The following is a 13,065-nucleotide window of genomic DNA, read 5'->3' as shown; positions in this document are numbered from 1 at the left end:
ATCAGCGGACCATGCAGGGCCGCTTGTTATCGAAGGTCCAACCGGGAATCAGGTATTGCATCGCCTGCGCATCGTTGCGCGCGCCGAGGCCGTGCTTCAGGTACAGCTGGTGCGCCTTCTCGACCTCGTCCATGTCGAGCTCGATGCCCAGGCCACCGCGCGTCGGCACCTTCACGAAGCCGCCTTCGATCTGCAGCGGTGCCTTCGTCAGGCGCTGGCCGTCCTGCCAGATCCAGTGCGTGTCGATGGCCGTCACCTTGCCGGGTGCGGCGGCGGCCACGTGCGTGAACATCGCGAGCGACACGTCGAAATGGTTGTTCGAATGCGATCCCCAGGTCAGGCCCCAGGCCTGGCACAGCTGCGCCACGCGCACCGACCCTTGCATCGTCCAGAAGTGCGGATCGGCCAGCGGAATGTCGACCGACTGCAGCGAGAGGCTGTGCACCATCTCGCGCCAGTCGGTGGCGACCATGTTGGTGGCGGTGGGCAGGCCAGTGGCGCGGCGGAATTCGGCCATCACCTCGCGGCCCGAGAACACGCCTTCGGCGCCGCACGGGTCTTCGGCATAGGCCATCACGCCGTGCAGGTCGCGGCACAGGCGGATCGCGTCCTGCAGCAGCCAGCCGCCGTTGGGGTCGAGCGTGACGCGCGCCTTCGGAAAGCGCTCGTGCAGCGCGCGGATCGCTTCGACTTCTTCCTCGCCGCGCAGCACGCCGCCCTTGAGCTTGAAGTCGGTGAAGCCGTAGCGTGCGTGCGTGGCCTCGGCCAGGCGCACGATGGATTCAGGCGTCATCGCTTCTTCGTGGCGCAGGCGGAACCAGTCGTTGTCGGCGCCGGGGTCGGTCTCGTAGGCCAGGTCGGTCTTCCTGCGGTCGCCCACGTAGAAGAGGTAGCCGAGCATCTGCACCGCATCGCGCTGCTGGCCTTCACCGAGCAGGGCCGCGACGGGCACTTCGAGGAACTGGCCGAGCAGGTCGAGCAGCGCAGCCTCGACGGCCGTCACTGCATGAATGGTCACGCGCAGGTCGAAGGTCTGCTGGCCGCGGCCGCCGCTGTCGCGGCCGGCGAAGGCGCTGCGCAGGCTGTTGAGCACCGCGTTGTGGCGGCCGATGGGCTGGCCCACGATGAGGTCGCGTGCGTCCTCGAGCGTCTGGCGGATCTTCTCGCCGCCCGGCACTTCGCCCACACCGGTGTGGCCGGCGCTGTCGGTCAGGATCAGCAGGTTGCGCGTGAAGAACGGGCCATGCGCGCCGCTCAGATTCATGAGCATGCTGTCGTGGCCCGCGACCGGGACCACGCGCATGCCGGTGACGACGGGCGCGCCCGACACGACGTTGGGCACGGCGTTGGGAAGGGATTCAGGACTTGTCATCTTCGGGCTCGGTGCCTCAGTCTGCGGTGATGTGGCGGGTTTCGATCAATGTCTTCCAGCGCGTCCACTCGCGCAGTTGGAAGGCGGTGAAATCTTCAGGGGTGCTGGCGACGATTTCGAGCCCCTGGTCGAGCATGCGCTTCTTCGTCTCTGGGTCCTGCATCGCGGCGATGACTGCATCGCCCAGCTTCTTCTTCAGTGCGGGCGGCAGGCCCTTCGGCGCAGCCACGCCCTGCCACGAGTAGACCTCCGCACCTTTCACGCCGGCTTCGGCCAGCGTGGGCACGTCGGGCAGCACGGGCGAGCGCTTGTCGCCGGTGACGGCAATCGCGCGCAGCTTGCCCGCGCGGATGTGCGGCAGCACCGCATTCACGTTCTGGAACGAGAAATCGACCTGGTTGCCCAGCAGGTCGTTCACCGCAGGTGCGCCGCCCTTGTAGGGCACGTGCACGCCTTCGGTCTTGGTCTGCTGCCAGAAGAGCTCGGCCGACAGGTGGTCGGACGAGCCGTTGCCCGAACTCGCGAACGAGACCTTGCCCGGCGTCTTGCGCAGCAGCGCAAGCACGTCGGCCACCGTGTGCTCGGGCCGCGCGACGTTGGCGACCAGCACGTTGGGCGCCTGCACCGGCACGCTGATGTAGTCGAAGTCCTTGGTTGCGTCGTACGGCACGCTCTTCTGCAGGTGCGGCGTGACGACGAAGGCGCCGAGCGAGGACACCAGCAGCGTGTAGCCGTCAGGCAGTGCGCGCCTGACGAAGCCGGTGCCGATGGTGCCCGTGGCCCCGGGACGGTTGTCGACGACGAAGCTGCCGCCGAGTCGGGTCTGCAGTTGCAGCGCAAGCGCGCGCGCCACCATGTCGGTGGAGCCGCCGGCGGGGAACGGCACGATGATGGTCACGGGTTTCTGCTGCGGCCAGGCATCGGCCTGGGCCGAGGCGTGGAGCGGCAACATCGCGGTGGCGGCGAGCGCGAGGCCCGTCGCAAGAAGCTCTCGTCTCTGCATCCGTGCTCCTGGTCAGGGGTTGACGCGAACAGCCTGGCGCGCGAGCAGCTTCCAGTTGCCGCCCTGCTTCTGCCAGACACCCAGGATCTTCAGCGCCACCTTGCCGGGCTTGCCCGAATCGTTGGTGTCGGCCGCGAGCGTGTGGCGCACGATGGCAGTGTTGGCATCGACCACCTTGATGGTCTGTTCGGTGATCGTGATGGTCACGAAATCCGACTTGCCGTCGAGCAGGTCGCTGATGAAGCTGGCCTTGGTGTCGACCTTGCCGCCCGAGTGGCCGTAGCTCAGGTCGTCGGCCACCAGCGCGCCGAGCGCGGCGGCGGTCGGGTCGACCATCGCAATGCGCAGGCGCTCGGCGGCCGCGGCCACCGCGGGCTGCTCCGATGCGCCGCCGCCGGCGGGTGCCATTGCGCAACCCGAGAACACGACGGCAGAAGCGGCGATGAGGAATAGTTTCTTGATGAGCATGTCGTTGACTCCGTTGTTGTGTTGATGTTTGTCGACTGCGAAAAAACGAGACTTCTTACTGCGGGCCGAGCGTGGCGATCAACGCCTTGAGCTCTTCCATCTCGCCGGGCTTGAGGTCGGTGAGCGGTGCGCGCACCGGGCCTGCGTCGTGGCCGACGATCTTGGCGCCGGCCTTCACGATGCTCACGGCGTAGCCCGGCGTGCGGTTGCGAAGGTCCAGGTAGGGCATGAAGAAGTTCTTCAGCAGGCGATGCTGCGTGGCCATGTCGTCGTTGGCGACCGCGTGATAGAAGTCCATCGCCGTCTTGGGGATGAAGTTGAAGACGGCCGACGAATACACCGGCGTGCCCATGGCCTTGTAGGCCGCGGCATAGACCTCGGCGGTCGGCAGGCCGCCCAGGTAGGCGAAGCGATCGCCCATCTTCTGGTAGATCGCGACCATCGCCTCGATGTCGCCCACGCCGTCCTTGAAGCCGACGAGGTTCGGGTTGCGCTCGGCCAGGCCGGCCAGCGTGTCGGGCTTCAGGCGGCTGGAGGCGCGGTTGTAGACGATCACGCCGAACTTCACGCTCTTGCACACGGCTTCGACGTGCGCGGCCAGGCCTTCCTGGCCGGCTTCGGTGAGGTAATGCGGCAGCAGCAGGATGCCGTGCGCGCCGGCCTTCTCGGCGGCTTGCGCGCACTGGATGGCAAAGCGCGTCGGGCCGCCGGCGCCAGCAATGATCGGCACCACGCCGCGGCAGGTGTCCACTGCCGTCTGGATGATGCCGGGGTACTCGTCGCCGGTCAGCGAGAAGAATTCGCCCGTGCCGCCCGCTGCGAACAGCGCGCTCGCACCATAGGGCGCCAGCCATTCGAGCCGCTCGACGTAGCCCTTCTTGTTGAAGTCGCCGTTGCTGTCGAAGTCGGTCAACGGGAACGAGAGCAGGCCGGAGCCCATGATGGTCTTGAGTTCTTGCGGGTTCATGGGGAAAAGTCCAGTGAAGATGGGGATGAGGAAAAAGAGAAAGAGTTGGTGGCCGGTCAGTCGAGCTTGACGTTGGCCTCTTTGATCACCTGCGCCCAGCGCGCACGCTCCTTGGCGAAGAACTGGTCCTGCTCGGGCGCGGCCATGGTCACGACTTCGGCGCCCTGGCCTGCGAGGCGGGCGCGGATGTCCGGCGTGCGGATGATGCGGACCAGTTCCTTGTTGAGCCGCGCAACCACGGCGTCGGGCGTGCCGCGCGCCGTGACCACGCCCTGCCAGGTGCCCGACTCGTAGCCGGGAACGCCCTGCTCCGAGATGGTCGGCACGTTGCCGATCAGCGGCATGCGCGTGGGCTTGGACACCGCGATCAGCTTGAGCTTGCCGCTCTGCACGTGCGGGTAGGTGGCGAGCATGCCGTTCATCAGCACCTGCGTCTGGCCGGCCACGGTATCGAGCACGGCCTGCACGCCGCCCTTGTAAGGCACGTATTCCCACTTGGCGCCGCTCTTGCGCTGCAGCTCGACGCCCGCCAGGTGCGCGGTGCTGCCGCTGGCGGTGACGGCGAAGTTGAAGTCGCTCTTCTTCGACAGCTCGACCAGTTCCTTCAGCGTATTGGCCTGCACCGACGGGTGCACCACCAGCAAGTGCGGCGAATAGGCCAGCATGGCCACGCTGCGCAGGTCCTTGGTCGGATCGAAAGGCAGCTTGGGGTACAGCGACGGGCTGATGGCCAGCGCGCCGAGGTCGCACAGCATGAGCGTGTGGCCGTCGGCCGGAGCCTTGGCGAGCATGTCGGCGCCCAGGTTGCCGTTGGCGCCCGCGCGGTTCTCGATCACCACGGGCTGGCCCAGCGCATCGGACAGCGGCTGGCTGATGGAGCGCGCAATGATGTCGGACGAGCCGCCCGGCGGGTACGGAACGATGAGCCGGATCGGCTTGGACGGCCAGTTGCCGCCGCCGCCCTGCGCAAATGCGCGCACCGGCAGGCTGGCGGCCAGGGTCGTGGCAAGGGCGGCGCCGAGTGCGCCGCGTCGGTTGATGGTCATGCGGATGCCTCCAGTTATTCGATGATTGCCATGGCTTCGCCCGGATGTTCGAACGAGAGATCAGTCATCGTACAACCACAAAAACAACTTGTCCAGATTTGGACCCAAAAAATTCGGCGAAAGGATCAGTTGTCGGATGAAGCGGCGCCCGCGCCGCTGCCCTTGCCTGCGCCCGCACCATCGGCGCTCGTCGTCTTCTGCTGCTGCGCCGCCTCCTGCGCCATCCGCAGGCGCTCGCGGCTGTTCGTCAGGTGGATGCGCATGGCGGCGCGCGCCGACTCGGGATCGCGGCGCGCGATGGCCGCATAGATCTCTTCATGCTCGCGGTTGACGCGGCTCAGGTACGCGCCCCCATCCTGGATGCGGATGGCGCTGATGCGTGTGCGCGGAATGATGGTCGTGCCCAGATGCCGCATGATGTCGGCGAAATACGGGTTGCCGGTCGACTGCGCGATCTGCAGGTGAAAGCGGAAGTCGGGCGCGACGGTGTCGCCGGCGATCGTCACGTTGTGCTCGAAGTCGTCGAGCGCCTGGCGCATGGCGACCAGTTGCTCCTCGGTGCGCCGGCTCGCGGCGAGCCCGGCGGATTCAGTCTCCAGGCTGATGCGCAGCTCCAGCACTGCGAGCACATCGACCGAGGCGGCGATCTCGCCCGGATCGAGGCGGAACACCCCACCCGGCCGCGGCTGCAGGACGAAGGTGCCCACGCCGTGCAGCGTTTCGACCAGCCCGCCGGCCTGCAGCTTCGACAGCGCCTCGCGCACCACAGTGCGGCTCACGCCGTAGGCCTGCATGATGGCCGACTCGGTGGGCAGCTTGTCGCCCGGGCGCAGCGACTGGCTGCGGATCTTCTCGCCCAGGTCTTCCACCAGCCCGTGCGCCAGGCCGCGGGCACGCTGGCGCGGCCGCCCCACGAAGGCCGCGGGGCCTCCTGCCGGGCCGGCTTCTGCCGACGCATCTGAAACCAAGGGATTACCCGCAGTCGTCTGAACCATGGCCACGATGATAATCCCCTAATAGTTGTACGACAACAGATAACTCACCACTCAAATCGATTCAAGGGCTGTCCTGCAAGGCATTCACGACCCGCCTGATCGGCATCGTACCGATGGCTTGCGGCCAGTGCCTGACGCGCCGTCCCAGTCACCCCCAGTCACCAGACCCCGGAAACACATGTCGATGTCCCAACAAGCCTCCCACAACAAGCTCGACCGCCTCCTGCTGACCGGCGCGGCCGGTGGCCTGGGCAAGGTGCTGCGCGAGCGGCTCAAGCCCTATGCGAAGGTGCTGCGCCTCTCGGACATCGCATCGCTGGCGCCCGCCGCCGATGCGAGCGAAGAAGTCGTGCCCTGCGACCTGTCGGACAAGGCCGCGGTACACGCCCTGCTCGAAGGCTGCGACGCCATCGTGCACCTGGGCGGCGTATCGGTCGAGCGGCCGTTCGAGGAAATCCTCGAAGCCAACATCAAGGGCATCTTCAACGTCTACGAAGCCGCGCGCCGCCACGGCGTCAAGCGCGTGGTGTTCGCGAGCTCCAACCACGTGATCGGCTTCTACAAGCAGACCGAACACATCGACGCCCATGCGGCACGCCGGCCCGACGGCTACTACGGCCTGTCGAAGTCGTTCGGCGAAGACATGGCGCAGTTCTACTTCGACCGCTGGGGCATCGAGACGGTCAGCATCCGCATCGGCTCCTCGTTCCCCGAACCGCTCAACCGCCGGATGATGAGCACCTGGCTCAGCTACCGCGACCTGACGACGCTGATCGAGAAGTCGCTCTTCACGCCCGACGTGAAGCACACCATCGTCTACGGCATGTCGAACAACCGCGACGTGTGGTGGGACAACAGCGCCGCGGCGCACCTGGGCTTCGTGCCGCAGGACGGCTCCGAGGTGTTCCGCGACAAGGTCGAGGCGCAGCCGCCGGTCGCGCCCACTGACCCCAATGCCATCTACCAGGGCGGCGCCTTCACCGCACAAGGACCGTTCGGCGATGCAAGCTGAGCTCGTCCTCGACGCCCGCAACGGCACCGGCGAAAGCCCGGTGTGGCATGCCGCGGAGCAGGCGCTCTATTGGGTCGACATTCCCGCGCGTGCGCTGAACCGCTGGCATGCGAGCGAAGGCCACGCGCAATGGCAGGCGGACGAAATGATTGCCTGCATCGCGCCGCGCGCCGATGTGCCCGGCGCATGGATCGCCGGCATGGAGAGCGGCCTTTTCTCACTGCAGCCGCAGCCCGACGGGACGCTTGCGGCAACCTCGCTCGCGCCCGTTGAACACGCCGCACCCGCCATGCGCTTCAACGACGGCCGCTGCGACCGCCAGGGCCGCTTCTGGGCCGGCACGATGCTGCTCGACATGGCGGCAGGCGCCCGCGTCGGCCGCCTCTACAGCTACGGCAAAGGCAGCGACAGCGCCGCGCTGCAGCTGGACGATCTCATCGTGCCCAACGGCTTGGCCTTCAGCCCCGACGGCCGCACGATGTACCTCTCGGATTCGCATCCGACCGTCCAGGCCATCTGGGCCTTCGACTACGACACCGACTCCGGCACGCCCAGCAACCGCCGCCTCTTCGTCGACATGAACCCCCTGCCCGGCCGCCCCGATGGCGCAGCGATGGACGTGGACGGCTGCTACTGGATCTGCGGCAACGACGCGGGCCTGGTGCACCGCTTCACGCCCGACGGCCGCCTGGACCGCTCGCTCGAAGTGCCGGTGAAGAAGCCCGCGATGTGCGCCTTCGGCGGCCCAGCGCTCGACACGCTCTTCGTCACCTCGATCCGCCCCGGAGGCATCGACCTGTACGACCAGCCGCTGGCCGGCGGCGTGTTCGCATTGCGCCCCGGCGTGGCGGGCGTGCCGGAACCGGCCTTCGGCTGACCCGTTTTCTTTTAACGTTTTTCGACAACCACCCCGCAGAGGAAGAGACAAATGAAACTACACAAGACCCTGATCGCACTTGCCGTCGGCGCCGCAGCCGCGCTGTCCACCATGGCTGCCAGTGCCACCGAGTTCCGCTCGGCCGACATCCACCCCGACGACTACCCGACCGTGACCGCAGTCAAGTTCATGAGCGAACGGCTCAAGGCCTTGTCGGGTGGCAAGCACACCATCAAGGTGTTCAACAACAGCTCGCTCGGCAGCGAGAAAGACACCATCGAGCAGACCAAGATCGGTGCGCTGCAGATGGTGCGCGTGAACATCGCCCCCATGAACAACATCTGCGCCGAGACGCAGGTGCCGACCATGCCCTTCCTGTTCCGCTCGGTCGACCACCTGCACAAGGTGCTGGACGGCCCGATCGGCGAAGAGATCCTGAAGTCGTGCGAGAAGCAGGGCTTCATCGGCCTGGCCTACTACGACAGCGGCGCGCGCTCGATGTTCACCGCCAAGAAGCCGGTGCGCACCTTCGCCGACATGAAGGGCCTGAAGGTCCGCGTGCAGCAGTCGGACCTGTGGGTGTCGATGCTCGAAGCCATGGGCGCCAACGCCACGCCGATGCCCATGGGCGAGGTCTACACGGGCCTGAAGACCGGCCTGATCGACGCCGCCGAAAACAACTACCCCACCTATGAAAGCGCCCGCGCCTTCGAAGTGGCCAAGTACTACAGCAAGACCGAGCACTCGATGGCCCCCGAGATGCTGCTGTTCTCCAAGCGCGTGTGGGACAAGCTCTCCGCTGAAGAGCAGGGCTGGATCCGCCAGGCCGCCAAGGAGTCGGTGCCCTACATGCGCAAGCAGTGGGAAGAGCGCGAGATCAAGTCGCTGGCCACGGTGAAGGCCGGCGGCGCCGAGATCATCGAAGTCGACAAGGCCCCGTTCCAGGCCGCGATGAAGCCGGTGTACGACAAGTTCATCACCGACGCAAAGCTCAAGGATCTCGTGAAGCGCGTGCAGGACACGAAGTAAGTCCGCCCTCCGACCTGGCTCCTCCCCTTCCTTCTCCCTCCGGGGGGAAGGGCAAAGAAATCTATGTACACCAAACTTTGCCGCACCCTCGCCCGTGCCTGCATGTGGTTGGGCATCCTCGGTCTCGTCGCGGTGATCTGCGCCGTGAGCTGGCAGGTGTTCGGCCGCTATGTGCTAAACAACACACCCACCTGGGCTGAAAGCCTTGCGCTGCTGCTGGTGATCTACGTCACCATGTTCGGCGTGGCCGTCGGCGTGCGCGACGCAGGCCACATCGGCCTCGAATCGTTCCTGGTGCTGGCGCCCGATTGGCTGCGCCTGAAGATGGAATACCTCATTCACGCGCTGATCCTGACCTTCGGTCTGGCCATGGCCTGGAACTGCGCCTCGCTCGCCGAGTCGGTCTGGGACTACCGCCTGCCCACCCTCTGGATCTCCGAAGGCTGGAAATACGTGCCCGCGTCGATCGCCGGCGTCCTCATCGTGATGTTCTCGATCGAACACATCATCGCGCTTGCCCAAGGCCGCGAAGTCGAACCCGCCTGGGGCTGAACCGCATCATGACGATCCCTCTTCTCATTCTTTGCCTCTCGTTCACGGTGTTCCTGCTGCTGGGCGTGCCGGTCGCTTTCTCGATCGGGCTGTCGGCCCTGGCCACGCTGCTGTATGAAGGCCTGCCGCTCGCGGTGGGCTTCCAGCAGATGACCTCGGGCATGGGCATCTTCTCGTTCCTTGCGATTCCGTTCTTCATCTTCGCCGGCGAGCTGATGCTCTACGGCGGCATCGCGGACCGCATCGTCAACTTCGCGCGCAATCTGGTCGGCCATGTGCGCGGCGGCCTGGGCATGTCGAACGTGGTGGCCTGTACCCTCTTCGGCGGCGTCTCGGGATCGCCCGTGGCGGACGTCTCGGCCATGGGCGCCGTGATGATCCCGATGATGAAGAAGGAGGGCTATCACGCCGACTACGCAGTCAACGTGACGACCCATGCGGCTCTGGTCGGCGCGCTGATGCCGACCAGCCACAACCTGATCATCTATTCGCTCGCGGCGGGCGGCAAGGTGTCGATCGCGGCGCTGATCCTGGCGGCGCTGCTGCCGGCAGCCGTGCTCACCCTCAGCAACCTCGCGGCCGCCTACCTGGTGGCGGTCAAGCGCGGCTACCCGGCTGGCAGCTTCCCGGGCTGGGCCATCGTGGCGCGTTCGTTCGCAGCCGCGCTGCCGGGCCTGTTCATCGTGGTGCTGATCCTCGGCGGCATCCTGTCGGGCATCTTCACGGCGACCGAGTCGGCCGCGGTGGCGGTGCTCTATGCGCTCGGCCTCACGATCTTCGTGTACCGCACGCTGAAGTGGGAGCACTTCATCAAGGCCGCCTCGAAGGCGGTGCGCACCACCGGCGTGATCCTGCTGCTGATCGGCATCTCCAGCACCTTCGGCTACCTCATCAGCCTGTACGGCGTGGCCGAACTCACGGGCCAGATGCTGTCGCAGGTGACCACCACGCCGTGGATGATCTTCCTGCTCATCAACATCATCCTGTTCGTGCTGGGCACCTTCCTGGACATGGCCGCGACGATCCTGCTGTGCACGCCGATCTTCCTGCCGATCGCCCAGCACTACGGCATGACCTCGGTGCAGTTCGGCGTCGTGATGCTGATCAACTGCGCGCTCGGCCTGAACACGCCACCCGTGGGCACCACGCAATTCGTGGGCTGCGCGATCGGCGGCGTCTCGGTGGGCACGGTGATGAAGACCATCTGGCCGTTCTACGGCGCACTGATCTTCGCGCTCGGCGTGGTCACTTTTGTCCCCGCGTTCTCCACCTGGCTGCCCAGCCTCTTCATGGTGGTGAAGTAAGAAAAGAAAGGGCCCCACGATGGCCGAGACGAACACCCGCCCCCCGCTCTACATCCGCATCCACGCGGCCGACAACGTCGCCATCGTCGCGAACGACGGCGGCCTCAAGACAGGCGCGACGTTCGCCGATGGCCTCGTGCTGGTGGACAACGTGCCGCAAGGCCACAAGGTCGCACTGGCCGACTTGGCCGAAGGCGATGCCATCGTCCGCTACAACGTGGTGATCGGCTACGCGCAGAAGGCGCTGCCGCGCGGCAGCTGGGTGCACGAGCGCGTGATGCGCATGCCCACGGCACCCGAGCTCGAAGGGCTGCCCATCGCGACGGTCAAGCCACCTGCCCTGCCGCCGCTGGAGGGCTACACCTTCGAGGGCTACCGCAATGCCGACGGCTCGGTGGGCTCGCGCAACATCCTGGCCATCACGCAGACCGTGCAGTGCGTGGCCGGCGTCACCGAATTCGCGGTGCAGCGCATCAAGGCCGAGCTGCTGCCGAAATTTCCGAACGTCGACGACGTGGTGGCGCTGGAGCACAGCTACGGCTGCGGCGTGGCCATCGACGCGCCCGACGCGATCATTCCGATCCGCACGCTGCGCAACATCAGCCTCAACCCCAACTTCGGCGGCGAAGTGATGGTGGTGAGCCTGGGCTGCGAAAAGCTGCAGCCCGAGCGCCTGCTGCCGCCGGGCACCATTCCCATCTCCGACCAACGCGGCGAAAACGCTGCCGATGTGGCGCTCGATGTGGTGTGCCTGCAGGACAACGCGCACGTCGGCTTCATGTCGATGATCGACTCGGTCATGCGCCAGGCCGAAGTGCATCTCGAACGCCTGAACGCGCGTCGGCGCGAGACCGTGCCTGCGAGCGAACTCGTGGTGGGCGTGCAGTGCGGAGGCAGCGATGCCTTCTCGGGCGTCACTGCGAATCCGGCCGTGGGCTTTGCCACCGACCTGCTGGTGCGCGCGGGCGCCACCGTGATGTTCTCGGAGACCACCGAGGTGCGCGACGGCATCGACCAGCTCACCTCGCGCGCCTCATCGCCCGAAGTGGCCGAGGCCATGATCCGCGAGATGGCCTGGTACGACGCCTACCTGCAGAAGGGCCGCGTCGACCGCAGCGCCAACACCACGCCCGGCAACAAGAAGGGCGGGCTCTCCAACATCGTCGAGAAGGCCATGGGCTCGATCGTGAAGTCGGGCTCCGCGCCGATCTCGGGCGTGCTCTCGCCGGGCGAGAAGGTGAAGCAGAAGGGCCTGATCTACGCGGCGACGCCCGCGAGCGATTTCATCTGCGGCACGCTGCAGCTGGCCGCGGGCATCAACCTGCACATCTTCACGACCGGCCGCGGCACGCCCTACGGGCTGGCCGAAGTGCCGGTCATCAAGGTCGCCACGCGCAGCGATCTCGCACGCCGCTGGCACGACCTGATGGACGTGAACGCGGGCCGCATCGCCGACGGCGATGCCACCATCGAAGACGTGGGCTGGGAGCTGTTCCGGCTGATGCTCGACGTGGCCAGCGGCAAGAAGAAGACCTGGGCGGAACACTGGAAGCTGCACAACGCGCTCGTGCTCTTCAACCCCGCACCCGTGACCTGACATCGAAAGGAAACATCCATGGAAGACCTCAAGGACAAGACCGCGCTCGTCACCGGCGCCAGCACCGGCATCGGCGCCGCGGTGGCCATTGCCTTCGCCGCGCGCGGCATGCGCGTGGCGGTGCACTACAACAGCTCGGCCGATGCGGCCAACCGGGTCGTCGAAACGATCCGCACCGCGGGCGGCACCGCATTCGCGGTGAAGGCCGACGTGCGCGACACCGGCGCGATCCGCGACTGCGTCAAGCAGACCCAGGCAGAGTTCGGCCGCATCGACGTGCTGGTGAACAACGCCGGCAGCCTGGTCAAGCGCGTGCCCATCGCCGAGTTCGACGACGCGCTCTTCGACGAGGTGATGCACATCAACGCGCGCTCGGTGCTCGCGTTCTGCCGCGAGGTGGTTCCGCTGATGCGCACGCAGGGCGGCGGCAACATCATCAACGTGACCTCGGTTGCGGCGCGCACCGGCGGCGGGCCGGCCGCGTACCTGTACGCGGGCTCCAAGGGCTTCGTGAGCACGGCGACGCACGGCCTCGCCAAGGAACTGGTGGGCGACAAGATCCGCGTGAACGCGGTCGCGCCAGGCGTGATCCAGACGCCTTTTCAAGACCGCTTCTCGACGCCCGCGATGCTGGAGAACTTCCGCGCGAGCATTCCGATGGGGCGCATCGGCGAGCCCGAGGAGTGCGTCGGTGCTTTCCTTTACCTCGCCTCGGAACAGCTCTCGGGCTACGTCACCGGACAGGTCATCGAGGTGAACGGCGGGCAGTACATGCCCTGAGTTTTTTGGAGAAGCGCCCTCGCGGGGCGTTCACTCAGAGGAAACGCCCTCGCGGGCGTTAGT

At 66.6% G+C, this 13,065-nt stretch carries 13 protein-coding genes; 7 read left to right on the top strand and 6 right to left on the bottom strand.

Going from position 1 to position 13,065, the window contains the following annotated elements; translation table 11 throughout:
- Position 1: 1 nt before the first annotated feature.
- The 6 genes from gudD to M2282_RS15815 all read right to left on the bottom strand — a co-directional run bounded on the left by gudD (position 2) and on the right by M2282_RS15815 (position 5,851).
- On the bottom strand, positions 2-1,372 hold the full coding sequence (gene gudD / locus M2282_RS15840; protein WP_280809744.1) for a glucarate dehydratase: 1,371 nt from the start codon (positions 1,370-1,372) through the stop codon (positions 2-4).
- Between the two features lie 16 nt (positions 1,373-1,388).
- Positions 1,389-2,375, bottom strand: a complete 987-nt coding sequence (locus M2282_RS15835; RefSeq protein WP_280809743.1) for a Bug family tripartite tricarboxylate transporter substrate binding protein — start codon at positions 2,373-2,375, stop codon at positions 1,389-1,391.
- Positions 2,376-2,387: 12 nt separating this feature from the next.
- A complete protein-coding gene (locus M2282_RS15830; protein ID WP_280809742.1) occupies positions 2,388-2,843 on the bottom strand; it encodes a nuclear transport factor 2 family protein in 456 nt (151 codons plus the stop codon).
- Between the two features lie 55 nt (positions 2,844-2,898).
- Entirely contained in the window at positions 2,899-3,810 is a 912-nt protein-coding gene (kdgD, locus tag M2282_RS15825; RefSeq protein WP_280809741.1) for a 5-dehydro-4-deoxyglucarate dehydratase, read from the bottom strand.
- A 56-nt stretch (positions 3,811-3,866) separates the two neighbouring features.
- Positions 3,867-4,856 carry a Bug family tripartite tricarboxylate transporter substrate binding protein gene (locus tag M2282_RS15820; RefSeq protein ID WP_280809740.1) on the bottom strand — a complete coding sequence of 330 codons (990 nt, stop codon included), beginning with the start codon at positions 4,854-4,856 and terminating at the stop codon, positions 3,867-3,869.
- Between the two features lie 125 nt (positions 4,857-4,981).
- Entirely contained in the window at positions 4,982-5,851 is an 870-nt protein-coding gene (locus M2282_RS15815; protein WP_280809739.1) for a FadR/GntR family transcriptional regulator, read from the bottom strand.
- Positions 5,852-6,029: 178 nt separating this feature from the next.
- Between M2282_RS15815 and M2282_RS15810 the strand changes: the two genes are divergently transcribed.
- The 7 genes from M2282_RS15810 to M2282_RS15780 all read left to right on the top strand — a co-directional run bounded on the left by M2282_RS15810 (position 6,030) and on the right by M2282_RS15780 (position 13,002).
- Positions 6,030-6,863, top strand: coding sequence for an NAD-dependent epimerase/dehydratase family protein (locus tag M2282_RS15810; protein WP_432422905.1), 834 nt, complete (start codon positions 6,030-6,032; stop codon positions 6,861-6,863).
- Entirely contained in the window at positions 6,853-7,740 is an 888-nt protein-coding gene (locus M2282_RS15805) for an SMP-30/gluconolactonase/LRE family protein (RefSeq protein ID WP_280809737.1), read from the top strand. The genes M2282_RS15810 and M2282_RS15805 overlap by 11 nt, the downstream gene beginning before the upstream one ends.
- Positions 7,741-7,791: 51 nt before the next feature.
- Positions 7,792-8,769 (top strand): TRAP transporter substrate-binding protein, encoded by a 978-nt coding sequence (locus tag M2282_RS15800; RefSeq protein WP_280809736.1) that lies wholly within the window; start codon positions 7,792-7,794, stop codon positions 8,767-8,769.
- A 63-nt stretch (positions 8,770-8,832) separates the two neighbouring features.
- Positions 8,833-9,321 carry a TRAP transporter small permease gene (locus M2282_RS15795; RefSeq protein ID WP_124458468.1) on the top strand — a complete coding sequence of 163 codons (489 nt, stop codon included), beginning with the start codon at positions 8,833-8,835 and terminating at the stop codon, positions 9,319-9,321.
- An 8-nt stretch (positions 9,322-9,329) separates the two neighbouring features.
- Positions 9,330-10,625, top strand: a complete 1,296-nt coding sequence (locus tag M2282_RS15790; protein WP_280809735.1) for a TRAP transporter large permease — start codon at positions 9,330-9,332, stop codon at positions 10,623-10,625.
- A 19-nt stretch (positions 10,626-10,644) separates the two neighbouring features.
- Positions 10,645-12,222 carry a galactarate dehydratase gene (gene garD, locus M2282_RS15785; protein WP_280809734.1) on the top strand — a complete coding sequence of 526 codons (1,578 nt, stop codon included), beginning with the start codon at positions 10,645-10,647 and terminating at the stop codon, positions 12,220-12,222.
- Positions 12,223-12,240: 18 nt separating this feature from the next.
- Positions 12,241-13,002 carry an SDR family NAD(P)-dependent oxidoreductase gene (locus tag M2282_RS15780; protein ID WP_280809733.1) on the top strand — a complete coding sequence of 254 codons (762 nt, stop codon included), beginning with the start codon at positions 12,241-12,243 and terminating at the stop codon, positions 13,000-13,002.
- The last annotated feature ends 63 nt before the right edge of the window (positions 13,003-13,065 follow it).

Origin of the sequence: Variovorax boronicumulans (assembly GCF_029892485.1) — a bacterium.
GTDB lineage: Bacteria > Pseudomonadota > Gammaproteobacteria > Burkholderiales > Burkholderiaceae_C > Variovorax > Variovorax boronicumulans_B.
This window is presented reverse-complemented; position numbering and strand designations above follow the sequence as displayed.

Coding starts and splice junctions, on each gene's coding strand:
- M2282_RS15835 (WP_280809743.1), bottom strand. CDS start 2,375: ATGCAGAGACGAGAGCTTCTTGCGACGGGCCTCGCGCTCGCCGCCACC.
- M2282_RS15790 (WP_280809735.1), top strand. CDS start 9,330: ATGACGATCCCTCTTCTCATTCTTTGCCTCTCGTTCACGGTGTTCCTG.
- M2282_RS15815 (WP_280809739.1), bottom strand. CDS start 5,851: ATGGTTCAGACGACTGCGGGTAATCCCTTGGTTTCAGATGCGTCGGCA.
- M2282_RS15800 (WP_280809736.1), top strand. CDS start 7,792: ATGAAACTACACAAGACCCTGATCGCACTTGCCGTCGGCGCCGCAGCC.
- M2282_RS15780 (WP_280809733.1), top strand. CDS start 12,241: ATGGAAGACCTCAAGGACAAGACCGCGCTCGTCACCGGCGCCAGCACC.
- M2282_RS15830 (WP_280809742.1), bottom strand. CDS start 2,843: ATGCTCATCAAGAAACTATTCCTCATCGCCGCTTCTGCCGTCGTGTTC.
- M2282_RS15810 (WP_432422905.1), top strand. CDS start 6,030: ATGTCGATGTCCCAACAAGCCTCCCACAACAAGCTCGACCGCCTCCTG.
- gudD (WP_280809744.1), bottom strand. CDS start 1,372: ATGACAAGTCCTGAATCCCTTCCCAACGCCGTGCCCAACGTCGTGTCG.
- garD (WP_280809734.1), top strand. CDS start 10,645: ATGGCCGAGACGAACACCCGCCCCCCGCTCTACATCCGCATCCACGCG.
- M2282_RS15795 (WP_124458468.1), top strand. CDS start 8,833: ATGTACACCAAACTTTGCCGCACCCTCGCCCGTGCCTGCATGTGGTTG.
- kdgD (WP_280809741.1), bottom strand. CDS start 3,810: ATGAACCCGCAAGAACTCAAGACCATCATGGGCTCCGGCCTGCTCTCG.
- M2282_RS15805 (WP_280809737.1), top strand. CDS start 6,853: ATGCAAGCTGAGCTCGTCCTCGACGCCCGCAACGGCACCGGCGAAAGC.
- M2282_RS15820 (WP_280809740.1), bottom strand. CDS start 4,856: ATGACCATCAACCGACGCGGCGCACTCGGCGCCGCCCTTGCCACGACC.